This window comes from Thermodesulfovibrionales bacterium (assembly GCA_035686305.1).
Taxonomy (GTDB): domain Bacteria; phylum Nitrospirota; class Thermodesulfovibrionia; order Thermodesulfovibrionales; family UBA9159; genus DASRZP01.
Genome location: DASRZP010000026.1, coordinates 1 through 24690, shown reverse-complemented (window position 1 = coordinate 24690; position 24690 = coordinate 1). Strand labels below are relative to the sequence as shown.

Genomic DNA, 24690 nt, shown 5'->3' with positions numbered 1-24690 from the left:
GGCCACGTTCATGATAGAGCGTTGTTAGTATTGCGCGGAAGGGCTACTGCCTTGGAGAGAATCGCATGTCCGTCGCTGATGAGGCCATGCATGAATGATATCGGCTACTCACTTCATCTCCATGATCACCGCAGATTCGTCACATTCAGGAAACTTTGGACAGCGGAGACAGTCCCCCCATATCTTCTGGGGGAGCTTAGCCTTATCAATGTCATGAAATCCGATCCTCCTGAAAAATTCCGGTTGATAGGTGAGGGCAAAGACCCTTGGTATCCCGAGGTTCCCCGCCTCCCTGACGCAGGTCGTCACAAGTTTCCTTCCGATGCCGGCGCTCTGGGAGTCGAGCCTCACCGCGAGGGACCGTATTTCCGCAAGGTCTTCCCAGAGAACATGGAGCGCGCAGACACCTCTGATTTCCCCATGGTCTTCGCAGACGAAGATGTCCCTTATGTTCTCATACAGGTCGTTCAATGCCCGAGGGATCATCTCCCCCTTCTTCCCGAACTCATTGATGAGTTTGTGGACGGTCTTTATGTCAGATGTTCTTGCCTTCCGAATCTTCAAGGTAGTGCATTCCTTTCATGATGGCAGACCTGTTTTCCTCAAGGCTTCTCTTTCTCCTTTGCGACGTCAATCTTTCGAGGGCCTGAAGGGCGGATTCGAGCTTCATGACGCCTGTTGAGGCGAGCAGGGCGCCGAGCATCACCATGTTTGCCGACTTCACCTGCGGAGCGGCAATGCCGGAAGACCTTGAAGCAGACAGGGAAGCCGCCAATTCGCTCGCAGGGACGCTGACAGCCCGGACATCCGGCCGCAGTTCAGGCGATTTAATAAGGGATGAATCCAGGATGAGGAGCCCCCCTGGCTTTATGCGAGGCTGGAATCTCCTCAATGACGCCTCGTTCATGGCTATAAAAATATCGGGGTTTCTGACGACGGGTGAGCCGATCATCTCGTCTGAAATGACAATGGTGCAGTTGGCAGTGCCCCCGAGCATCTCCGCCCCATAGGAAGGAAACCACGTGACTTCCTTGCCCTCGATCATCCCTCCGTAGGCGATGAGCCTTCCAAAAAAGAGAATTCCCTGGCCTCCGAAACCTGCGGCAATAATCCTCAGTTCATGCATGCGAGCCGTAACGATCCCTCAGCACGCCTGTTTTATACACAGACATCATGGAGGACCGGAGCCATTCAAGGGAATCCTTTGGGCAGAGCCCCCAGTCTGTGGGACAGGGCGAGAGGATTTCGACAAAGCTGAAGCCTTTACCCTCCATCTGGTATCTGAAGGCCTTCTCAATGAGGGCCTTTGTCTTCAGAACGCTATGGGGCGTATCGAGAGAAGTCCGCACAACGAGGGAAGTCCCTTCTATCGTGGCCAGCATCTCTGAAACATGGAGCGGATAGCCCGTGAGGGAAGCATCCCTTCCCTTCGGCGTAGTGCTTGTCTTCTGGCCGATGAGGGTCGTCGGCGCCATCTGGCCGCCGGTCATCCCGTAGGTTGCGTTATTCACAAAGAAGACCGATATGTTCTCTCCCCTGGCTGCGGCATGAACGATCTCTGCCATCCCTATAGCAGCAAGGTCACCATCGCCTTGATAGGAAAAGACTATCCTGTCGGGCAGGACCCTTTTCATGGCCGTTGCAGCGGCAGGCGGTCTGCCGTGGGCCACTTCGAGCATGTCAAAATTGAAATAATCGTAGGCAAAGACAGCGCAGCCCACAGGCGCTATCCCTATTGTCTTTTCGCGCAGGCTGAGTTTATCGATGGACTCGGCAATCAACCGGTGAATAATGCTGTGACCGCAGCCCGGACAGTATCTGAAGCGAGCTTCTTTCAGGCTCTCGGGTCTCTCAAAGACCTTCTTCATTCTTCGTCTCCACCAGGAGCCCTTCGAGCAGACCGTAGTCGCTGACCGTGATCCCGTCAAAACCCAGGATTTCCATAAGTCTAATTGTAAGCAGAATCCCGGGGATAATCAAGTCTGCCCTTTCTGGTTCAAGGCCGTCGATCTTCTGCCTTTCATGACGGGGCAGAGAGACCAACAGAGTCATGAGTTGGCGGAGTCTGGCCAAAGGGATCTGGTGCAGATGGATCTTACGATAATCATATTCTCTCACGCCGAGATCCAGAGATGCCAGGGTTGTAATCGTGCCGCCGGTGCCTATGAGCCCCCTAGGCGAAACAGCGTGATTCCCAGTTTTCGTCTCTCTCCGTGCTGCGTCGCCGATGTCCCACTCACCTGAGTGAAAAGAGTCGTTGATCCTCTCCGTCAGTGCAGAGATCTCATGCTCGGCCGGCGGGTCGGTTTTCATGAATCTCTCCTGAAGGTTGACTACTCCCAGGGGAACCGTGCCGCAGAGGACCTTCTCACGGAACGGCCCTTCCTGAATTATCCATTCCGTGCTTCCACCTCCAATATCGATAATAAGGGATTGAGCGGCCGTCGGTTGGATGCCCGCCAGCACCCCTCTTGCGGTGAGCTCAGCTTCCCGAATCCCGGAGATGATGTCGATCAGTATGCCGCTGTCCTCATAGGCCTTCAGGACAAACTCTCTGCTGTTCTTAGCCTCTCTCAGAGCGCTTGTCCCGACGGCTGATACACGAGTTGCCCCGTATTGAGCAATGGAGCGGCTGAAGTCTTTAAGGGCCTCTATCGACCTTTCCCTGTTCTCTTTCCTGAGGCTCCCTGTCTCCCTGAGGTCTTCAGCCAGCCGTGTCACGGACCGGGCAGTGTAGATGCGGGTCACCTCATCGCCCTGGACGGAGCCTATGAGGAGTCTGAGGGTATTCGAACCTACGTCGATGGCGGCATGCCGCGTTCCGTCATTCTTCACATTCAAGGTCTAATTCAGCCAATAATCCGGACTCTTGCCTGCAAATCGGACATCGCCCCGAAGTTTATATGGTTCATTGGCTGTTGCTTTCTGTTAGCGTAGAGACACCCAATCTCACAAAAAAACTATAACAGTTTTTCTCTCCGCTCTTCAATTTGGCCGTAACGTTACAGACAGTGACAGGCAGGCATGGATAAAAGCCCGGCACATCCTATGAACAGATGAAGATCACCGTATGGTAGAATTGAGTGCGAAGAGCTGAGAATGAATAAGAAGAAGATTGTTTTGAGACTCCTCATGAAGATCGTTGTCGTAGTGTCCTCAGTCGACGGCATGGCGGTAATGCGATGAACTCCATCGTGACACGCATTGGCATGCTCTCGGTGGTGGTTGCCGTCCTCTGTCTCCCCTTGTCATCCTCGGGGGGTGGTGATCCTGCTGTCGAAAGGATCCAGAATGCTTATCAGGGGATAAGGGACGTTAAAGGAAGTTTCATTCAGAAGAGCCTTATCAAGGACCTCGAAAGAACCGATACCTTCAAGGGCTCCTTTATGATAAAGATGCCGGCGAAGATGCGATGGCATTACCGGGGTGACGAGAAGGAGACGGAAGTTGTCATTAACGGTGAGGAGCTAATCATTTACCAGAAGAAGGAGAAACAGGCATTTAAGGGAAGGTTCGACCGGCAGACTTATGGCCAGGCTCCGATAGCCCTTCTTGGCGGCTTCGGCAGCATCGAAAAAGAGTTTGAGGTGATGAAGAAAGGCGAGAAGATCCTGCTGAAGCCGAAGAGGGAGATGGGAACGGTTGTCTCCATAGAGGTAACCCCTTCTGACGGGGAATTCCCCATAGCCGCGATGACCATCATTGACAAGCGTTCAAACAGGATCGATATCACCCTTAAGGATGTCCATGTGAACTCCGGGATCAACGACGGGGCCTTTGATTTTTCCCTTCCGAAAGGCGCCAGCACCTTTGACTACAAGTAAGGATATAGGATGAATTATGAAGGTTGAACCGTTCCTCTCTGCATGCTGATTCTCGGCATCGACACGTCATGCGATGATACCTCAGCCGCTGTTGTCGGCGACGGTTCTCGGATAATCTCGAATATCGTGTCGAGCCAGGAGTTTATCCACAAGAAATATGGTGGAATAGTTCCTGAACTCGCGTCCCGCAGGCATATTGAGATGATTTGGCCGGTGGTGGATGAGGCCCTGAAATCTGCCCAGACAGGACTGGACGGCATTGTTGCAGTTGCCGTATGCCATGGTCCCGGTCTTATTGGTTCTCTGCTTGTAGGGTGCTCTTTTGCAAAGGCCCTCTGCTTTTCCCGCGATATCCCTCTTGTTGCCGTGAACCACCTCGAAGGGCATGTCTTCTCCTGCTTTTTGGAGGAGAGGAGGCCTCAATTTCCGTTCCTCTCCCTTATTGTTTCAGGGGGACATACCAGCCTTTACCGGGTGGAGGGTTTCGGAGGATACCGTGAGCTAGGTCGAACAAGGGATGATGCCGCGGGCGAGGCCTATGACAAGGTATCAAAGCTCCTCGGCCTTGGTTATCCCGGAGGGCCTGTCATAGACAAGCTTGCGCAGGACGGAGACCCCGGAGCAGTTGATTTCCCGAGGGCCTATCTTCCCGAGAGTCTCGACTTCAGCTTCAGCGGGCTGAAGACGGCGGTTGTCAACTATATGAGACATGGAAGACAGGTCCCGCTCAATGACTTCTGCGCAAGCTTTCAGCAGGCCGTCGTGGATGTGCTTGTCAGGAAAACAGAGTGGGCGATCAGGCAGACGGGGATCAGAACGGTGACCCTCGCCGGGGGGGTAGCAGCGAACAGCGGACTGAGGGAGAGATTCAGGTCCATGGCAGAGAAGGGGAACGTTGAGATTTTCGCGCCGTCAGTCCGTCTCTGCACCGACAATGCTGCCATGATCGCTGCGGCGGGTTATCACCGTTACCTTTCTCGCGATTTCGCAGGCCTTGACCTTAATCCTGCAGCCTATCTGCCGCTCTGAGCAGATGTGCCCGGCATCGGGTTTCTGTTATTATAGGAGCATATGAAGGGTTACATTCTCATCATCGGCGTCCTTGCAATCATTGTCTCAGCCCTCGTGACGCTCAATATCTTCTTTCAGCAGTCCCTCCAGCTCGAGGTGGCGGAACAGTTCAATAAACAGCAGCTCCTGCTTTCGCGCTCCATTGCAGACAATATAAAGTCCTATATTGGCTCCATGAAAGACGAAGTTACGAAGCTTGCCTATGAACTCTCGAAACAGGATGTTGTCACACAGGCAACCTTTGATGCTGTCGTGGATCAGGAGTTGAAACACGCGCGAATGGTAAGGGCGAATATAGGGGTCCTCGGTAAGGGGGGGGAGGTGATCTTCTTCAGGGGTGATGAAGAAGTGATAGAGCCGTACTATCAGGAGATAGCACGGGAGGGAAAGGCGGCAGGATGGCAGGATGTAAGGTTAGTGAATACTCCCTCTATGGTCACCATTGTCTCGCCGATACAGAGGCCTGGGAGGTCAGACAGAGTGGTCTTCATCTCTTTCACCGTCAGTGACGTAGGAAGCCGTTTCTTCAAGGGAATAAAATCAGGGATGAGAGGATACGCCTGGATGATGGATGACAGGGGGTATCTCCTGTTCCATCCAACCCAGCCCGGCATGGTCGGGAGAAACCTCTATAAGACCGACAGATCATGCTTTACGTGCCACAAATCCTTTGAGGTCGAAAAGAAGATTATCGAGGGCAAGCAGGAGAACTATGGGATCTATGTTGCGCCTTCGGGTGAAGATAAGGTCCTTGCCTACTCGAGTCTGTCCGTGGGTCTGTCGAAGTGGATCGTGGCAGTCTCAGCCCCCTACTCTGAGGTGACGAGGTCTATACAGAGGTCCATGAAGCTGTATTCGTGGCTTATTATCGCTATCTTCGCGACAACGTCGGTTGTTTCGGGAATGCTCATCGTATTCTACCGTAAACGGCTGAAGGCTGAGGAGATCGAGCACCATCAGAAACTTTACGCGGGGAATCTCGAAAAGGAGGTCGCAAAGAGGACGGAGGAACTCACCTCGGAAAAGGAGAAACTCAACACCATCGTGACCGCTATCGGCAGCGGCATTGTCCTGATGGACACAGAGGGCAGGATCAAATGGATAAACCAGGCTATGAAGGATATGGCAGGTCGGGACGTCACGGGAGCGAACTGTGAGGAGATCTGCTCAGACTGCTCAATCATCAGTTCCTATGTGGTGAACGATCTGCAGACGGAGATCATGTCAAACCTCTTTGGAAGGAAGGACAAGTATTTCCAGATAACGACGGCCCCGGTGAAGGGCGAGGACGGTGAGCTCCACGGCTATATCAGGCTTGTACAAGATGTTACGGAGATGAAGAAGATGGAAGAGCAGATGATGCATTCCGAGAAACTCGCCTCACTCGGCAGGCTGACGGCAGGGATCGCCCATGAGATAGGAAACCCTTTGACGTCGGTCTTCTCCTTTGTCCAGATACTCAAGGAGATGGAGGATGACGAGTTCAAGAAGGAGAGTCTCGGCACCATCTATTTCCATATCAACAGGGTAGCGGAGATCCTGAAGCAGCTCTCGGGCTTTTCAAAGATGCCCGCCGTGGAGTTGAAGAGCTGGAATGTGAATGATCTCATCGAATCCTCCCTCTCGCTCATACAGTATGACAAGAGGGCGAAGGAAATCACGATTGCCAGGGATCTCTCTCCTGAGCTGCCGGAGATTACGACCGATGGCGGGCAACTCTCGCAGGTCTTCGTCAACCTCATCCTGAATGCCGTTGACGCGATGCCCGGCGGGGGAACCCTGACGATCCGGAGCACAATGGACAATGGAAATATCATCATCTCTTTCGAAGATACGGGGGTTGGAATACCGAGGGAACATATCACGAGGATCTTCGATCCCTTCTTTACCACGAAAGAGAAGGGAACGGGCCTGGGGCTGGCAGTGAGCTACAGTATCATCAAGAAACTGAACAGCAGCCTCACCGTGGAGAGCGAAGTAAGCAAGGGTACGAAATTCAGTATTGCCCTGCCCGTGAATGGAAAGGTATGAAACCGAAGATACTGGTAGTTGACGACGAGAAAGACATCTGCAGGGCCCTCGAGTTTCTTCTCAGAAATGAGGGATACCTTGTCGTGCCTGCCTACAGCGGGGAAGAGGCGATCGAGAAATTCCAAAAGGAACATTTCGACGTAATCCTCACCGACCTCAAGATGGAGAAGGTGGACGGTTTCGCCGTCCTTGAGAAGGCGAAGGAATTGAGTTCCGACACGCAAGTCCTCATCATGACGGCCTTTGCATCGATCGAATCGGCAGTTGACGCCATCAGGAAAGGGGCAGCAGACTATATTGTGAAACCCTTCCTCAATGAGGCGATCAGACATACGATCAGGAGGGTCCTGGAACAGAAGCGGCTTGTTGAGGAGAACATCGCACTCAGGCAGCAGCTGAGCCAGCGCATGGGCTGCAAGGAATTCATCGGCGAGTCGGAAGCACTGTTGTCGATCTTTGAGACCCTGGAAAAGGTCATCCCGACAAAGACCAATATCCTGATCCTTGGTGAAAGCGGCACAGGCAAAGGGCTCATCGCAGACCTGATCCACTGTAACAGTCCGCGGAGGGACAAGCCCTTCATCTCGATTAACTGCTCTGCCATACCCGAAGGGCTCCTTGAATCCGAACTCTTCGGCTATAAGAAGGGCGCATTCACCGGGGCCGTGACGGACAAGCCCGGTCTCATCTCCATGGCCCACGAAGGGACGCTCTTCCTCGATGAAATCGGTGACATGCCGGTCAATCTCCAGGCAAAGCTCCTGAAGGTCCTTGAATCCTCAGAACTTATAGCCCTTGGCGATATCCGTCCCCGGCAGGTCGATGTCAGGTTGATCACCGCAACGAACCAGGATCTCGAAGAGAAGGTCAAGAGCAAACAGTTCCGGGAGGATCTCTATTACCGGTTGAACGTCATAGAGGTGAAGATACCTCCTCTCAGAGAGAGAAAGGACGATATTCCTCTTTTCGCGCACTTCTTCATGAGAAAGTTCGGTGAAGAAAACAAGAAGAAGGTAAGTGGCTACAGCAGCTCCGCCATGCAGGCCATCATGCAGTATCCATGGCCCGGCAATGTAAGGGAGCTGAAGAACGTTGTCGAGAGGGCTGTTGTCCTATGCCAGGGAGAGAGCATCACCCTCAATGAGCTCCCTGAAAAGTTGAAGAGGAACGGAGACGCTGTCGGCGGGCAGCAAGGCGTATGCTCCCTCAAAACATCGATCGAAGACTTCGAGAAGAGTCTCATCGCGAATACCTACTCCTCCCAACAGAAAAATAAGGAAGTGACCGCAAAGACCCTCGGCATCGATCTGGCGACCCTTTACCGGAAACTGAAGAAGTACGGCATAGCCGATTGAAGACCGGTTGGTTGGTTTCCTTTATGAGCGGCAAGGGTCGAAGGGAATAGGCTGATGAAAAGGGCGTTCTCTATCGGCGCGGTTGTCGGTGGAATACTCGGAATCGCCGTCGCCCTCAGTATGGACCTCCTCCTCGGAGGCGCTGTAGGCGGTGGCTGGAGGGAAGCTGTCGCCCATGACCTCGGCTCACTCTTCGGAAGGCCCTTTGGCCAAAATTCTTTCTTTGTGATCATCGGGGTTGTTTTTGTCCTGGGCATCATTGGAGCCTTCGGCGCCTTTGTGGGCGGGATATTCGGTCTCATGATCGGCCGCCTCCTCTCCTTTCTTACGAAAGAGCATTAGCCTTTGTCGTCCGGCAAGTTCCTGAATCTCCGGGTATCCGAAGGACCCCCTTCGCCGTTGCATCGGACCTGGAAGGGTGTGACATGTCACCGTTGACGATGGCACAACTGTGTGCAATGTCATATCGCCTCATTGATAACCCGCAGCGGTGAGAGGGGAGACGATATCCTTTTGTGGCGATTCATCACGTCCCTTATCCGATCAAGCTTCCTCCGGGCTTCGTCTCTCATCTCGATAAACTTCACTCCCACATCGCACTGATTTTTGGCCACGACGCAGGAGGCGATTCTGCCGGTAAGGCTGACGTGATCACCTTGCCAGGAAATGATCTCGATAAGGAATCTCTCTCCGATTTGCAGAGAATGATCGGTCTCGACAACCATGCCGCCGGGACTCAGTGCCTTCAGTCTGCACGCTCCCTGTGCCGTCAGGACCGCTCTCTTATGTTCATACCCTCTCAACCTCACCTCGTATCTCTTGCCCGTCTCTCCTCCATATGATTCTTCAAGATGGTTCTCGATGGACCTCACAAATTCAATAATCCTCTCTTTCACGATATCGGTGAATCTCAGACCGGCAGAATAGATAGGAATGAACTGGGGACCCGGGCCCTTCAGTTCGCTCAAGGTGCACCACATAACCGCTCCTTTTGCCGTGATCCTGTCCCTGTCTCCCAGACTGAGCATATACTCATTCGAGATATTCATTTTTCTGTCAGCCTTGAGAGAGATGCCCCCAATGCTGAGATCCCGCACCTCGACATGATTGGCAAGCATGACCGTGCCGTTTACTCCCAGCGCGCTTACATTGAATCGTCTATGAGTCCTTTTTTCCTCCATAGTCCCTCCCTGTGGTTTATTCCTGGTCAAGAGGCCCCAGGCCTCTAAACTAACGAAAAGCAAATGCTATACCAGGACTAATTCATAAGACATCGGTATTCCGATTCGCAGGCAAGCGTCGGGGTTATTGGCCGTCCGCGTGTGCGGCGAGTGCTCAGGACAGAGAGACTATAGGGCTGGGGAGTCGGATCAGCTATAGGGGACTGTTCTCTTGTCGGGAAGGGGATTTAGGTCAGAGCCGCCCTGTTTTCCGGTATTCGTCGACATAAAGCCTGAGTGCGCGCAAGACGACCCAGTCCATCGTCAGATTGTTTTGGGAGGCGATTTTCATGAGACTGTTTAGGGTCTCCCTTTCGACAGGGGAAAGGCCGGAAATCTCTTCAGGCCTTTCCTCAGGAGATCTTGCCCCGGCGTCGGAGGTCCTTCTCCTGTGTTCACGCTCAAGGAGGGCCGTAAGCTCTCCCACATCGCCGGCCCTGACAGCCTTCATGACGTCTTCAGGCGGATGGTCATCGGACGGTTTCTGAGAGGATTCACCCGCCCTCTCAGCCTCACCCTTTTCATTTTCAGAGGATGTTGCCGCCGAGGCAGGAGAGCTCCTTCCCGAGGCCATTCCTGTCATCCCCAGCATCATCATGGCGAGGCTCCTTGCATATTCATTATCAGGCAATTCCTTCTCCATGAATTCCTCCAACTTACCCTCGGACATAGCCATTGCGATCCGGTCGGCCATCAAGGGAGCCTGTTCTTCTCTCTCCGCAGAACCTCTCTTCCACCCGAAGGCCTGGGTCGGTGGTTTTGGCAGGGGTCGATCTCTCTCGGACACGGCTAAGCTCCTGAAATATAGTCCTTCAGATAATGAATCTCTGCCGTGAGTTTGCCGATCTGGGTCTGAATGATGTCGCGGATAGAAAGCATGCCGACGATCTTTCCCTTGTCCGAGACAGGGAGATGCCTTATGTTCTTCTGAACCATTACGGACATGACATTGCCCAACTCATCATCGGGTTCGGCAACGATCAAATCAGCGGTCATAACGTCTTTCAAAGGGACGGTGCTAAAGGATTTTCCGCCTGTTGCCACATATCCCCTCACTACGTCTCTCTCGGTAAATATCCCATGGGGCTTGCCGCTATCAGTGACGAGTACGGCGCTTATCTTCCTGGCATGCATCGATCTGATGGCATCCTCCACCGTATTGTCCGAGTCCATCGAGACAACATCCTTGCCCTTTGTGGCCAGCAGTTCTTTTACCGTCATAAACACTTCCCCCTTTCAAGAGAGGCTCAAGATAATTCGGTCTCACTATTTTAGCACTCCGCAGCTTTTTTTTCAGCTGAAGGCGGGTCTGGACGCAGAATTGTTCCGTCGAGGGAGAAAGCGAAAAGTCTCCTGGAAGAAGAATTCCGTAGGCCGGTGAAGGTCCCGTTCCCTGATCTTCCACCTGCTGTGGATGTGCACCGTCCAAACATGGTATCATTTCGTGTGGCCTATAAGGACCTGAGAGAATTCATTACTGTCCTCGAGAAGAGGGGGCTCCTCCACAGAGTGAAGGCAGAAGTCGATCCTGTTCTCGAAATTTCTGAGATCACCGACAGGATGTGCAAGAGCCCGAATGGGGGCAAGGCCCTCTTCTTCGAGAGTGTCAAGGGTTCGCGCTATCCTGTCGTTACGAACATCTTCGGATCCTTTGAGAGGATGAGTCTCGCCCTTGAGGTCGAGAAACTCGACGACGTGGCAGAGCGCATCGAGGACCTCCTGAACCAGTCGCCGCCGAAGACCCTCATCGAAAAACTTGCGATGCTCCCGAAGCTCTTCGAATTTTCGCGGTACCTTCCAAAGAGCGTGAAGGGCGCACTCTGTCAAGAGGTTGTGGAACGGGAGAACCCTGACCTGAGCAGATTCCCGGTAATCAAATGCTGGCCCGGAGACGGACAGCCCGGGGATGAGGGAAGGTTCATCACCTTTCCGATGGTCTTTACGAGAGACCCTGAAACCGGCCGTCCAAACTGCGGCATGTACCGGATCCACATCTATGACAAGGCCACCACCGGTATGCATTGGCACATTCACAAGGACGGCGCGCGGCATTACGACAAATACAAGGCGCTGAAGAGGAGAATGCCTGCTGCCATAGCGGTCGGCAGCGATCCGGCCGTCGTCTATTCCTCAAGCGCTCCTCTCCCCGAGTCAATAGACGAGATGCTCTTTGCCGGATTCCTTCGGAGAGAGCCGGTGGAGATGGTGAAATGCATCACCTCTGACATCGAGGTTCCGGCAAACAGCGAGCTTGTCATTGAGGGTTATCTGGAGCCCGGGGAGATGCGGATCGAAGGGCCCTTTGGCGACCACACAGGCTTCTATTCCGCAGCTGACTATTACCCTGTTTTCCATGCGACCTGCATAACTCACAGAAAGGATATGATCTACCCTGCGACCTTAGTCGGCAAGCCTCCCATGGAAGATTGTTACATGGGCAAGGCAACGGAGAGGATATTCCTGCCCCTCATGCGACTTGATTTCCCGGAGATCCGGGACATCAATCTGCCCATGGAAGGGGTATTTCACAACTGTGCAATGATCTCCATCAAGAAGAGTTATCCCGGCCATGCAAAGAAGATCATACACGGCCTCTGGGGCAAGGGTCAGATGATGTTTGCAAAGCTCCTCGTCATCGTCGACGATGACGTCGATGTCCAGAACCTTTCATATACTGCGTGGCGTGTCCTCAATAATGTGGACTGGAAGAGGGACGTTGTCATTGCCGACGGGCCCCTCGATGACCTTGACCATGCTGCGAACTTTCCGAGATACGGCTCGAAGATGGGCATTGACGCCACAAGGAAGACAAGGGAGGAAGGCATGACGAGGGACTGGCCTCAGGAACTCTTTATGTCCGCTGAGATCAAGAGGCTCGTGGATTCGCGGTGGAGGGAATACGGGTTCGATTGAGCTTGTTTCTCTTCCCTGTTGTGTGGTTGTGATCTGAAGCCTTACCGCTCTCTCCGTATGCAAAGAAGCCCGATATATCGGTCACCTCCGGGCAGTTGATTATGAAATCATTCCATGATAACCTTTAGGCAAGACGACCAAGCCGATATGGGCGAAAACATGGTGACCGTGAACGACAGAATCTTGCAGGAAGTGAATGAAATCAGGAACAGATACCATGATGCTCGCTCCTGCCTCTTGCCGACCATCTATATCCTCCAGAGAGAGGTTGGATGGTTGAGCCCCGGTGCCTTGCAAATGGTCGGAGAACTCCTCAATATCCCGAAGGCAACCGTAAAGGGCGTGTCGACCTTTTATGCAATGTTCAACCACCAACCCATGGGCAGACACCTCATCCAGCTCTGCACGAATGTTGCGTGCATGATCATGGGTGGAGAGGGACTCTCCGATATCCTGAAGGAACGATACGGCCTCGAGCCCAACCGAACGAGCCCGGACGGACGATTCTCCCTCGTCATTATGGAATGTATCGGCGCCTGCGACAAAGCCCCTGCCATGCTCGTTGATACGGACCTCCACGGAAACCTAACCGGGGAAGGCATGATAGGGATTTTGGAGGGGTACACCTAACATGGCGATTCTCCTGAAGAACACCATCGGCCCGGATGCAGCCGACATAGACAAATACATTACGGATGGCGGGTACCATGCCGTTGCGAAGGCCTTTGAAATGAAGCCTGCCGATGTTATTGATGAGGTGAAGAAGTCCGGGCTGCGGGGCAGAGGGGGCGCCGGATTCCCCGCAGGCATGAAGTGGTCCTTTGCAGCAGCAGATCCCCAGAAGCCGAAATACCTGATCTGCAATGCCGACGAAGGAGAGCCGGGCACCTTTAAAGACAGGGTCATTCTCGAAAACAACGCCCATCTCCTCATAGAGGGGATGGTGATCTCTGCGTATGCCTTGGGCGCTGAGAAGGGATATATCTACCTTAGAGGAGAATATCCGAAGATTAGAGATGTCCTGTTGAAGGCCATAAAAGAGGCAGAGGAAAGAGACTATCTCGGCGACGATATTATGGGAAAGGGTATTGTATTCAGGCTCGGTCTTCACATGGGCGCAGGTGCTTATATCTGCGGAGAAGAGACGGCCCTCATAGAATCCCTTGAAGGCAAAAGGGGCCAACCGCGGATCAAACCTCCTTTCCCTGTCAACAGGGGCTTCTCCTCAAAACCGACGGTCGTCAATAATGTCGAGACCCTCGCCAATATTCCCTTCATCGTGGAAAGAGGAGGGGACGCATACTCGAAAATAGGAAACCCCGAGTGCCCTGGCGTGAAACTCTTTTCTGTAAGCGGGCATGTTAATAAGCCGGGTGTCTATGAACTTCCCATGGGCGTGACCTTGAGAGAGATCATTTATACGCACTGCGGCGTTGGCGGCACGGGAAGGCTTAAGGCTGTAATACCCGGCGGGATATCGACGCCGGTGCTTACGCCTGACAAGATCGATTGCCCCATGGATTTCCTCAATCTGCCGAAGGTCGGCAGCATGCTCGGCTCAGGCGCCGTAATGGTCTTTGACGATTCCGTCGACATGGCGAAGGTCTGTCTGAGGGCCACGAAATTTTTTGAGCATGAATCCTGCGGTAAATGCACGCCTTGCAGGGAAGGAGTGAGCTGGATGAGGACGATCCTCGGCAGGATAGAAGACGGCGCAGGACGCAGAGAAGACCTGGACCTCCTCTTGGAGATCTCACAGAATATCCTCGGCAAGACCTTCTGTCCCCTTGGAGACGGCGCCGCGATCGTCGTGAGGAGGTTTATCGAGAGCTTCAGGAACGATTTTGAGGGAAAGATAAGTAAGGGATGATAACGGTCACCATAAACGAGAAAAAGATATCCCTGGAAAGACCTGTCACGATCCTTGAGGCGGCTAGGTCTGCGGGGATATCCATACCGACCCTCTGCCATCATGATATCCTTGAGGCCTACGGAGGCTGCAGACTCTGCCTCGTTCAGGTTGAGAATCTGCCGAGACTCCAGACCGCCTGTACCCTCTTTGTGACCGACGGTATGGTGGTCAGGACAGAAACGAAGGACGTTGTTACGGCAAGAAGGGCCATGCTTGAATTCCTCCTCATAAACCATCCCCTTGATTGTCCCTTCTGTGATAAGGCAGGCGAATGCGACCTCCAGGACCTTGCCATGAAGTACGGTCCGGCAACGGGAAGGTTTGCCGAAGGCAAGAGAACGAGACCTGAAAGCTTTGATGACCCGCTGATCGTGAGAAACATGGAGCGTTGTATCCTCTGCTCAAAGTGCGTCAGGATGTGCGAGGATGTTCAGGGAGCGTCTGCCATAGCGATCACGAACCGGGGCACGAAGTCCTTTGTCGAGCCTTTTTCTGGCGGCAGATATAACTGCGAGTATTGCGGAAACTGTCTGACCGTCTGTCCCGTGGGCGCCATCCTGTCGCGCTTGCACAGGCATGATTACAGATCGTGGCTGATCGAAAAGGACATCGAAACGGTCTGTTCTTACTGTGGAGTCGGATGCTCCATGATCTTGCAGGTGAGAGAGAATTCGATCGTCAGAACTATACCGAGAATCGGTTTAGGGCTGAACAAGGGGCTCCTCTGCGGCAGGGGAAGGTTCGGATATGACTATGTTGGAGACGCGAGGAGGCTGGAGAGCCCTCTCATACGGAGAGACGGGGAACTGAGACCGGCCTCGTGGTCGGAGGCCCTCACCCATGTTGCTCAGAGGCTGAAGGAGATTAAGAAAGAGAGCGGGGGTGAAGCCATAGCAGGGATAGCATCGGGAAGGTGTACCAATGAAGATATCTACGTATTCCAGAAGTTTTTCAGGCAGGTCCTCGGCAGTAATAACCTCGATTCCGCTGCAGGTCTTGCATACGGACCTGCTCAGCGGTTCTTCGAAAAGATCTTTGGTCAGGGCATAACGGCAAACTTTATCTATGGTATACCCAATTCCGACGGCGTCTTCGTCATCGGGGGCGATCCGACTTCCGTAAATCCTGTTTTGGGCCTTCAGATAAGGGCTGCGTCGAGGAAAGGGGTGCCCGTTGTTACCGTAGGATATGCCGAGGGATTAAAGAGGTTTTCGAGGCACCTCTTGATCCCGAACTCCTCTACTGAGACCGTGCTCCTGGCAGCGTTGGTTTCGGCCTTGAGGGACAAGAAACCCTTGTCCGGGGAGAGGCCTTTCTTTGAGAAGATCATTCATGAAATCCAGTCTGTAGGACTCAAAGACGCATCCGACGTGAGCGGAGTGGGTCAGGATGAGCTTGCAGAAGCTGTCGATACCCTGTCGGGTATGACGAACACCTCAGTCATCATAGGAAGAGAGATCGTCCAGACAACGAGGGGAGAGATCAACCTTCTCCTCCTTGCCGCTCTTGTCTATCTGCTGAACGGCAGGATTTATCTCCTCTCCGAACTTCCCAATGAGCAGGGTTTACTCGATATGGGTTGCCAGCCGGACATGCTTCCCTGCGGGAGACCGCTGGCGATAGAAACCTTCAGAAAGAGGTGCGAGGAGACTCTCGGGAGCGAGATCCCTTCGAGCCCGGGGCTCGGTTTTGCAGAAGTCATGGAAGCTGCCCATGGCGGGAGGATTAAGGCCCTTTACGCCATGGGTGAAAACGTTGCGCTCAGCCTCCCTCACAGCGGCTATGTGAGGGATGCCCTTGAGAAGATCGAATTCCTCGTGGTCCAGGACGCCTTTCTCACGGAAACGGCCCGGATGGCCGATGTGGTGATTCCTGCGCCATTGTGGGGAGAGAAAGAGGGGTCCTTCACGAACCTTGAACGGAGGGTACAGACAACCAGAAAGGCCATCGACGGCAAAGGTGTTGAGGCATGGAAGGCAATTGCCGAGATGAGCAACATATCGGGTTTTGATATGGGCTATAAGAGCGTGACAGATGTCCTTGGAGAGATAGCTGGAGTTTCACTTCTTTACAGGGGCGCTACATATGAAGATATGAGGGGCGGCAGGTACGTCTGGCCTTACAGGGGAGAGCCATTGCGGCATGACGCCCATATGGAAGGGATTGCATTGCCTGATCTTGGTCCTCTCCTACGGAAATCCGATACCGACGGCAAGGTCTATGTCAGTCGGGATGTATCTCTTTTTCATTCCGAGAACGCGAGCAGGTATTCGGCAGCCTTGAAGAGCATCTCTCCCGAAGCCTATGGGAAGATCAGCAGGGGTTTGGCCGAGAGATTGTCGGTAAGAAACGGTGATTATCTCAAGGTCTCTGCAGATGCAGGCAGCATCAGAGTGTCTGTGCAGATAGACCCCTTGTTACCTGAGGATGTTCTTCTTGTGCCGAATTTTGAAACGAACGGGGTCTTTGAGATCATGAAGTGGAAGATCAATCCTGTCTTAAAGGTCCCTGTATTCGATGGCAATGCGGTCTCTCTTGAAAAATCGGGGTAATAATATCCGAACAAGCCGGGCGAGTGCCTCGCTGGGGAGAAGGTATGGAGAAGCAGAGAATTCTGATTGTTGACGACGACCCAGTTATCGGGATGAGTTGCAAGAAAATACTGGGGGTGGAGGGCTACACCGTATTTACCGTCGAAGATGGTGAGAGCGCCATTAAGAAGGTTTCTCATGAGAGCTTTGACTTGGTCATCACCGATGTCAGGCTCCCTGATGTAAACGGGCTTGTGGTCTTAAGGGAGTCGAGGATCGTCCAGCCCTCGGCAGACATCGTCGTCATATCAGGATATCCCTCTCTGGAAGACGCCCAGGAGTCTGTGAGGCTTGGGGCCTTTGAATATATCGAGAAGCCCTTTACGCCGGACTTTGTGCTGAACAGCGTGAAGAAGGTCTTTGACAAGAGGGGATGGATAGTAAAGAAGGCTTACATTAACGAGTTCAAGAACTACATTGTTGATGCAACACAGATGGATGAGCTTACCGTTTATTATAAAGACGGGATATGGGCGAGGCCGATCATAAAGGAAGAGATATGGGAAATCGGTATGGATATCAGGCATTTCTTGGCAAGCGGTCAACTCATCTATGTCGAGCACCTGAGAGATGTGAAGGCCCTCGTCGCAGGAGAGCCCTTTGCAAGGCTCACCTCCAGTGACGGAACTATCCACGACTTGCGCTCTCCGATGACGGGCATCGTGAAGAGACTGAACGAGCATGCGAACGAGGCGATATCAGGGTTGTTGAAAGACTATGTATCTGAAGGATGGTTCCTGTGGCTTGCAAGGATTGCGAGTTCTCCGCAGTAGCCGCCCGATCTGCGACTCGTGAAGTTATTGATCGTGCAGTCGGCAACCATCAAAGGTATCGCAATACAAGGCTTCTCACCATACCTGCCTTCCCGAACAAGCTAGTTTTGTGCAACAGGAAGGTTAATATCCGGGAACGGTAGGAAGGTCTTGCCGCGAAACGTGAAGAACACCGCAATTCTGATTACGGCCTGCCTCGTCATCGGCTATCTGCTCTTGATCCTCTACGTCTACGCAAGGCAGGGCTCGATGCTCTACTTCCCTTCAAGGGAGATCGTCTCGACACCCCTGAGCATCGGGCTTTTTTACGAGGAGCTCACGTTGCGCACCGTAGACGGCATCGACATTTCAGCGTGGTACATACCTGCCGACGCCGCACTTGGCCTCGTGCTCTTTTGTCACGGGAATGCGGGGAATATCTCTCACCGCATCGATTCAATACGGATATTCCATGGCCTGGGCCTTGGCGTTCTTATCTTCGACTATCGGGGATATGGGAGGAGCCAGGGATCTCCCGATGAGGAAGGGACGTACCGTGACGCAGAGGCAGGGTGGGACTACCTTGTAAAGGGCCTTCACGTAAGACCGGAGAAGATCGTCATCTTCGGACGTTCCCTGGGAAGTGCTGTTGCCGCCGAGATAGCTCTGCGGAAACAGGCAGGTATGCTCATCATGGAGTCGGGATTCACGTCAGTCCCAGACCTCGGAGCAAGGTTCTTTCCGCACCTGCCTGTGGGGCTCATCTCGCGATATCAGTACGCGTCAATCAGTAAGGTAGGAAGGATAAAGATACCGAAGCTCTTCATCCATAGTCCCGATGACGAGATTGTCCCCTATGATCATGGGGTGAAACTCTTTGAGCAGGCAGGTGAGCCAAAGGAGTTCCTCAGGATCGCCGGCGGACACAATGAGGGATTCTTGCTCTCCGGCGGTCCTTATGTTGAGGGCCTCAAGGCTTTTCTGTCACGCTGTTTAGGTGACAACTGACTCCAGACCATAGAAGACCGAAGTAATCTTTTGGTCAGAGCTTCCTCGGCCTTTCTGCCGAGCGTCACGATGACATCGGACAAGGCTGGAACGTTCTTCCTGATGATCTCCATCCCTGCCCGGCGCTGAATTGCGGATACCTCATTTTTCGTTTCTGTCATGAGACTGCCGACGGTGACGAGCAGGTCATCGGTCCCGGAATGGACACTGTCTGACGCAGTGATAATCTCTCCTTTCATCAGACTCCTCATTTTCTCATCAGCCGGGACATTCCTTGAGGCTTCAAATAACTTGAAGTTTCTGAGGGTTTGGTGCTATAGTTTGGCTATTGCAAGCGATATTATGCGTTGTCAAGAGACATTAATGTTTGCTCACAATTTCGTAGGACAAGTCCCGACGATAAACCGCCTCAATTTCGGCGGGTCACTCGCCATCTTCGATATCCAGGGATTTGATCCGTGTGGAGAGGAATACATCATCATGTGGCATCGGAGGCCTTGAGAACGAGCCGATAAAGTGATATCTGCGACGCCGTTCGGCCTTTGAAGAGACATCTTGTTTCCTGGCTTGACTCATGAGAAAGGGGGATGGACGTGGAAAAGAGGGGCAGTAAGAGGATACCCTTCGCACTGGAGGGTGATCTCATTTTCCGGGGGGCAACCTATAGAGCGTTAGTCACCAATGTTTCAGCAAAGGGTCTCCAGGTTATCCTGTCGCAGGGCATCAAAGAACTTCCCGTCCCCTTTTCCCAGGAAGAAGCGGTCGAGGTGAAACTCTATGTGCCCGGGGGAGAGTCCCTGAGGCTGCAGTGTAATATCGTCTCACTTCAAAAAACATCCGATCGATCAACCGTCAAAATGCGGCTTGAGATTTCTGATCCTTCCCCGGAGTTCAGGAAGTTTTACAAGGAAACCTACTATAAGATAAAGAACGAGACATCTCATGATGCTATAGCCGTCATTGGCATGGCCTGTTACTACCCGGGCGCTCCCAATATAAGATCGTTCTGGGAGAATATCCTTGCCCGGAGGAGAGAATTCCGGCGCTTCCCGGACCAGCGTCTGCCCATCTCGGAATATTTTGATCCCGATCCCGTTGCTCCTGATAAAACCTACGCGAATCGCGCCGCCGTCATTGATGGGTTTGAGTTCGACTGGGTCAAGCGGGGCATCCCGAAATCAGTCGTCGAGTCTTCGGACATTGTCCATTGGCTCGCACTTGAAATCGCCCTCCAGGCTCTGGAAGACGCCGGATACGACCGCAAGAACGTCCCTTGTGATAGGACAGGAGTCATTCTCGGGAATACATTGACGGGTGAACACAGCAGGTCACAGTATATGAGATTGCGTTGGCCTTACGTGAAGAAGGCCCTGAAACTCGCCGCCGAAAAGAGGCGTTTGTCTCTGGATGTCACAGCAGGACTCATCGAGACGATGGAGAAGTATTACAAGTCCGCCTTTGCCCCTATCACGGAAGATACGCTTGCAGGGAATCTGTCCAATACCATTGCCGGAAGAATCTGCAATTTCCTCGATCTCCGGGGCGGGGGCTACACCGTTGATGGCGCATGCTCGTCATCCCTTATTGCGGTAACAACCGCCGCTGCCGCGCTATCGACCGGCACCCTCGATGTGGCCGTCGTGGGAGGAGTCGATATCAGCCTCGACACGTTCGAACTGATCGGCTTCGCAAAAACAAATGCCCTGACCAGGGAAGATATGCAGGTATACGACCGGCGGGCGAGCGGTTTCATTCCAGGAGAGGGAGCCGGCTTTGTGATCCTGAAGAGGCTCGAAAATGCCCGTGCTCATGGAAACTATATCTATGCGGTGCTCCAGGGATGGGGCATATCCTCTGACGGCAAGGGAGGCATAACTGCGCCGAAGGCCCAGACCCAGGCCCTTGCGATCCGCCGCGCCTACGGCAAGGCAGGCTACGGCCTTCGGGACCTTGATTTCATTGAAGGCCATGGGACCGGCACGAGGGCCGGTGATAAAGCCGAACTCGAGGGGATCGGTTATGCCATGGGGGACAAGGAGACTGAACCTCTGCGGTCCTGCGGCATCACGTCGCTCAAATCCCTGATCGGTCATACCAAAGCCGCCTCGGGAATCGGCGGCTTCATAAAGGCGGTCATGGCAGTAAACAGGCGTGTTATCCCGCCCCTTGCGGGATGCACGGAACCCAACCCGGTATTCCAGGAGAAGGCCCGGAGGCTCTATCCCGTCTTGCAGGGCGAGATCCTCCCCTCGGATAAGGTGATGCGCGCCGGAATCTCCAGCATGGGTTTCGGCGGGATCAACTGCCACGTAACCATTGAATCTGCCGGCGAGCCTGCCTTGCAACTTCAACCCTCCGCCGGTGAACGGGAGCTTCTCGCGTCCTATCAGGAGACTGAGCTCTTCGTTCTCTCAGCGAGATCGCAGCAGAAGATGGTCGCCCGCGTGGCCGAGATTCAAAAGCTCGCAACAGGGATCAGCACCGGTGAACTCGTCGACCTTTCGAGTCATCTGGCAGGAGATCTTTCCCCTGACGAGCCTTTCCGTGTTGCCGTGATTGCCGGTTCTCCCGAGAGTCTGTTGGACTGTCTGGGGCGGGTGGCTGAGATGCTCAGAGGGAACAATATTCCAACAGGCAAGACCATGTCGAGCGCCCAGCAGGACATCTGGATCGGGAATTCGGTGGCAGGCAGCCGCGTCGGCTTCCTTTTTCCCGGCCAGGGTTCCCAGCGGTTGAACATGGGTCGGACGCTTATCGGGCGGTACTCCTGGGCCCGCACTATTGCGGATGCAGTGGATGCCTGGCTCTCGGAATCAGCTCATAGCCCAATACGGGAAGCCGTCTATCGCCCCCTTGATCGGGCTCTGAACAGCGATCAAATTGACGGATGGAAAAACGTGCTGTCCCGTTCCGAAATTGCCCAGCCGGCTATATGTATGACATCGCTCTTATGGATGAGACATCTTGAACGTCTCGGGATCAGACCTGTAGTTGTCGGCGGCCATAGTCTCGGGGAGCTGACAGCGTTCTATGCAGCCGGAGCGTTTGACGAGAAGGCATTGCTGGCCTTTGCGGCGATGAGAGGCAGGGCGACGTCTGCTCATGACGGGAATCCGGGGATCATGGCCACTCTTGGCTGCGGCCGTGAACAGGCCGAGAAGCTTTTGAAGGATATTGATGGATATGCGGTTGTGGCGAATATCAACAGTCCCGTCCAGACCGTAATATCCGGCGAGGGACCGGCTGTCGAAAAGGCGCTGCACCTGGCGTCGCAATTCGGCATTGGAACAAAAAGGTTGGCTGTTTCCAATGCCTTCCATTCACGGTTCATGAATAAGGCGGCAGAGACCATATACAGCTGTGCACCTATTCCGGAGACCCTGACGAGGCCGCGAATAAAGGTATTCAGTTGCATGGATGGCAAGGAGGTAACGCCGGAGACCAATCTCCGCGATTACTTTGCACGGCAGGTGAAGGAAAAGGCTGATTTTATTTCGCTGGTTGACTCGATAACGCAGGAATGTGAAATTCTCGTGGAGGTTGGTCCGGGACATGTGCTGTCTCATTTAGTGAAGTCGATTCGGGGAACAGATGGGACATCGTGCCTTCCTGTTGAACCAAGCGCCGGGGACGACCGGGCGTTGAATGTCTTGCTTGCGTCGCTCTTCATACATGGGGTCAAGATACATTGGCGACCCCTATTCGAAGGCCGACTGGTGAGACCATTCATTCCTGTCTCGGAACGCACTTTTATTGATAATCCATGCGAACGACCTCTTGTCTTCCCTGACGGAGAACTACCAGATTCTCCTCCCAGAATCGATATTCAGCCGGCTCGGTCTCTTTCTCGTGTTCTGGATGAAACAGGTAAGGTGTTCACCGCTGACCAATTAGACCTTATCCGAAAATTGATACGCAGTGAAACCATGCGCATGGGCCTTGAATCAAGAGGAGTTCCCGACCGTCCACACGATGGTAGAAGGCCGACACCTGCACCAACTGTCGGTGCCCACGGGGAGCTTTCCGTGCCCTCAACCGTTACTGACCGCGGCCCTGAAGGCCTGTTGACCCTTGCGTCGGAAATCACAGGATTCCCTCGTCAGTCGATATCCCTTGAACAGCGTCTCCTTGACGACCTTAATCTCGACTCGATCAAGGCCAGTCAGTTTGTGGCGAGGGCAGTGAAACTGTATGACGCTAACGGAGTTGATCCGACAACCATGGCAAACAGTTCACTGCAGGAGATATACGAGACCATACGCACGCACATATCGTCGGGCTCTGAAGGTGTTTCAGTTGAGGGGACGGCAGACCACTGGGTTCGCGAATTCAAGGTTGCCTATGTGGCGCGAGAACGCACATCGGTCCGCTCATTCGGGGCTGCGGAAAACAGGCACTTTTTCATTGTCTCGGATGATGACGCGGACAGCATCTCCCGCGAAATGCGGCATATCTTGACCCAGCAAGGAGTCTCGTGGACTTCAATAAATTTCAAATCTCTTCAGGACTGTTCTCTGACGCGCAGTGAGGAACTGAACTTCATATTCCTGCTCCCCCAGGGAAAAAGTACAGGGCTGCTGACAAGAGACGGGGTTTTGAGGATGGCAGAAAGAATCCACTGCATCGGTGCGGTCATCAATTCTCTGAAGGAGAAAAGACCGAAGCCGACGTATGCCGTTGTGCAGTTCGGCTCTGGTGACTTCCATGGCTATGACCTGCATGGTTCCATCGCATCCAAAGGGAGCACCGCGTTTCTCTGCAGCGTTGCTCTCGAAAATCCCGCGGAACGGATACGAGTCCTTGAGTTTTGCAAAACAGAAGACTCCCTGCGGGTGCTGCAGGAAATCATGGGAGAACTCGGCTCGGGAGAGGCGCTCGGCATTGCAGCCTTCGACAGGCATCTTACCCGGCGAGTTCCTGTATTGGAGCTCGCTGACACGAGGTCATTCCGGGAAAGGGAAATCCACTGGAGCGGAGAGGATGTGGTCCTTGTCACGGGCGGGGCCAAGGGCATTACTGCCGAGTGCGCCCTCGCTTTCGCGAGGAAGACGGGCGTGAAATTGGCCCTTGTCGGAAGCACGGTCCTCATTGACAATAGCGACGAGATACAGCATGCATTACAGCGCTATGAGGAAAGCGGGATTACCCATCGTTACTACGCATGCAACATTGCCGACAAGGCCAAAGTCGTGGATCTGAAGAAGCGCGTAGAGGAGGACCTTGGCAGAATCACCGGCGTTATCCACGGAGCTGCGATAAACAGACCTCGCAGAACGGAACAGGTCACTCTTATTGAAGCGGCGCACGAAGTAGCCCCCAAACTCCTCGGCGCCATTCACCTTTGCGATGTCCTCAGGGACAACCCGCCAAAACTATTTGTCGGGTTATCATCTATCATCGGTATAACGGGAATGGCCGGCAATGGGTGGTATGGGTTCTCCAACGAAGTCATGAACCTGGTTCTCCAGGAATATGAATCTTCCACGAAAGAAGTTACGAAAGTGATGTCTCTTGCATTTAGCGTCTGGGATGAGGTCGGCATGGGGCAGAGGATGGGAAGTGTCGCCGTGCTCTCAAAAATGGGGATCAATGCGATACCCAAGGACAAAGGCGTAGAGCATTTTTTGCGGATGGTGGAACATGATCCGGGGATGAAACAGGTCGTCATCGCGGGCAGACTGGAGGGGATCCACACGGTCCAGCGACAGCAGGTCTCTAAGCCAGAGGATTGGCGCTTTCTCGAAGAGATACTCTCCTATGAAAGGGGAGTCGAAGTGGAGGCGAAAGCAGTGCTCACGCTGGACAAAGATCCCTATCTGAAGGACCATGTCTTTAAAGGCACGTATCTGTTGCCTGCGGTCTTTGGACTTGAGGCCATGGCGCAGGCGGTATTTTTTGTTTCGGGCACTGGCCCTGTTGACCATCTCAGGCTTGAAGACGTACGTCTGAACTACCCAATTGCCGTAGATGCCGACGGCTCAGTTGAGGCGCGTATCCGTGCCGTTGTTGAAGA

Annotated in this window: 20 protein-coding genes; 12 read left to right on the top strand and 8 right to left on the bottom strand. The window is 53.5% G+C overall.

The genetic code is table 11. The annotated features are described in order from the left end of the window. Positions 1–108: 108 nt before the first annotated feature. The 4 genes from VFG09_02810 to VFG09_02795 are packed head-to-tail and all read right to left on the bottom strand — an operon-like array spanning position 109 to position 2835. Positions 109–564, bottom strand: a complete 456-nt coding sequence (locus tag VFG09_02810) for an N-acetyltransferase (GenBank protein ID HET6514064.1) — start codon at positions 562–564, stop codon at positions 109–111. After that, positions 536–1126 carry a 2-oxoacid:acceptor oxidoreductase family protein gene (locus VFG09_02805; protein ID HET6514063.1) on the bottom strand — a complete coding sequence of 197 codons (591 nt, stop codon included), beginning with the start codon at positions 1124–1126 and terminating at the stop codon, positions 536–538. Before VFG09_02805 ends, VFG09_02810 begins: the two co-directional genes overlap by 29 nt. Next, positions 1119–1868: a thiamine pyrophosphate-dependent enzyme gene (locus VFG09_02800; GenBank protein HET6514062.1), complete on the bottom strand. Its 750-nt coding sequence runs from the start codon at positions 1866–1868 to the stop codon at positions 1119–1121. Before VFG09_02800 ends, VFG09_02805 begins: the two co-directional genes overlap by 8 nt. Then, the gene (locus tag VFG09_02795) at positions 1852–2835 is read right to left on the bottom strand and encodes a hypothetical protein (GenBank protein HET6514061.1); all 984 of its coding nucleotides are present in this window, start codon (positions 2833–2835) and stop codon (positions 1852–1854) included. Before VFG09_02795 ends, VFG09_02800 begins: the two co-directional genes overlap by 17 nt. A 347-nt stretch (positions 2836–3182) precedes the next feature. Here VFG09_02795 and VFG09_02790 point away from each other — a divergent pair, with 347 nt between their 5' ends. Genes VFG09_02790 through VFG09_02770 form a run of 5 tightly spaced genes read left to right on the top strand, consistent with a single transcriptional unit; the run spans position 3183 to position 8623 of the window. Next, positions 3183–3824, top strand: coding sequence for an outer membrane lipoprotein carrier protein LolA (locus tag VFG09_02790; GenBank protein ID HET6514060.1), 642 nt, complete (start codon positions 3183–3185; stop codon positions 3822–3824). Between the two features lie 42 nt (positions 3825–3866). After that, a complete protein-coding gene (gene tsaD, locus VFG09_02785) occupies positions 3867–4853 on the top strand; it encodes a tRNA (adenosine(37)-N6)-threonylcarbamoyltransferase complex transferase subunit TsaD (protein HET6514059.1) in 987 nt (328 codons plus the stop codon). A gap of 42 nt (positions 4854–4895) precedes the next feature. Next, positions 4896–6926, top strand: coding sequence for an ATP-binding protein (locus VFG09_02780; protein ID HET6514058.1), 2031 nt, complete (start codon positions 4896–4898; stop codon positions 6924–6926). Then, positions 6923–8281: a sigma-54 dependent transcriptional regulator gene (locus tag VFG09_02775; GenBank protein ID HET6514057.1), complete on the top strand. Its 1359-nt coding sequence runs from the start codon at positions 6923–6925 to the stop codon at positions 8279–8281. The genes VFG09_02780 and VFG09_02775 overlap by 4 nt, the downstream gene beginning before the upstream one ends. 54 nt (positions 8282–8335) lie before the next feature. Further along, positions 8336–8623 (top strand): hypothetical protein, encoded by a 288-nt coding sequence (locus VFG09_02770; protein ID HET6514056.1) that lies wholly within the window; start codon positions 8336–8338, stop codon positions 8621–8623. 119 nt (positions 8624–8742) lie between these two features. On the opposite strand, the gene VFG09_02765 is transcribed toward VFG09_02770, so the two are convergent. From VFG09_02765 to VFG09_02755, 3 genes are all read right to left on the bottom strand, one after another. Then, positions 8743–9462 carry a PilZ domain-containing protein gene (locus VFG09_02765; protein ID HET6514055.1) on the bottom strand — a complete coding sequence of 240 codons (720 nt, stop codon included), beginning with the start codon at positions 9460–9462 and terminating at the stop codon, positions 8743–8745. Positions 9463–9694: 232 nt separating this feature from the next. Further along, the gene (locus VFG09_02760; protein ID HET6514054.1) at positions 9695–10288 is read right to left on the bottom strand and encodes a hypothetical protein; all 594 of its coding nucleotides are present in this window, start codon (positions 10286–10288) and stop codon (positions 9695–9697) included. A 2-nt stretch (positions 10289–10290) separates the two neighbouring features. Continuing rightward, complete coding sequence (locus tag VFG09_02755) at positions 10291–10722, bottom strand: CBS domain-containing protein (protein ID HET6514053.1); 432 nt, start codon at positions 10720–10722, stop codon at positions 10291–10293. Positions 10723–10932: 210 nt separating this feature from the next. On the opposite strand from VFG09_02755, the gene VFG09_02750 reads away from it, so the two are divergent. From VFG09_02750 to VFG09_02725, 6 genes are all read left to right on the top strand, one after another. Then, a complete protein-coding gene (locus tag VFG09_02750; protein HET6514052.1) occupies positions 10933–12414 on the top strand; it encodes a menaquinone biosynthesis decarboxylase in 1482 nt (493 codons plus the stop codon). 114 nt (positions 12415–12528) lie between these two features. Beyond that, the gene (gene nuoE / locus VFG09_02745; GenBank protein ID HET6514051.1) at positions 12529–13044 is read left to right on the top strand and encodes an NADH-quinone oxidoreductase subunit NuoE; all 516 of its coding nucleotides are present in this window, start codon (positions 12529–12531) and stop codon (positions 13042–13044) included. Position 13045: 1 nt separating this feature from the next. Then, on the top strand, positions 13046–14284 hold the full coding sequence (gene nuoF / locus VFG09_02740) for an NADH-quinone oxidoreductase subunit NuoF (protein ID HET6514050.1): 1239 nt from the start codon (positions 13046–13048) through the stop codon (positions 14282–14284). Beyond that, positions 14281–16878 (top strand): molybdopterin-dependent oxidoreductase, encoded by a 2598-nt coding sequence (locus VFG09_02735; GenBank protein HET6514049.1) that lies wholly within the window; start codon positions 14281–14283, stop codon positions 16876–16878. The genes nuoF and VFG09_02735 overlap by 4 nt, the downstream gene beginning before the upstream one ends. Positions 16879–16922: 44 nt before the next feature. Next, positions 16923–17690, top strand: a complete 768-nt coding sequence (locus tag VFG09_02730) for a response regulator (protein ID HET6514048.1) — start codon at positions 16923–16925, stop codon at positions 17688–17690. 162 nt (positions 17691–17852) lie between these two features. Beyond that, on the top strand, positions 17853–18677 hold the full coding sequence (locus VFG09_02725; GenBank protein ID HET6514047.1) for an alpha/beta hydrolase: 825 nt from the start codon (positions 17853–17855) through the stop codon (positions 18675–18677). Here the strand turns inward: VFG09_02725 and VFG09_02720 are convergent. Continuing rightward, positions 18626–18916 carry a hypothetical protein gene (locus tag VFG09_02720; protein ID HET6514046.1) on the bottom strand — a complete coding sequence of 97 codons (291 nt, stop codon included), beginning with the start codon at positions 18914–18916 and terminating at the stop codon, positions 18626–18628. The two genes, VFG09_02725 and VFG09_02720, sit on opposite strands and share 52 nt — an antisense overlap. A 348-nt stretch (positions 18917–19264) precedes the next feature. On the opposite strand from VFG09_02720, the gene VFG09_02715 reads away from it, so the two are divergent. Further along, on the top strand, positions 19265–24690 hold a 5426-nt coding region (locus VFG09_02715; GenBank protein HET6514045.1), incomplete at its 3' end, for an SDR family NAD(P)-dependent oxidoreductase.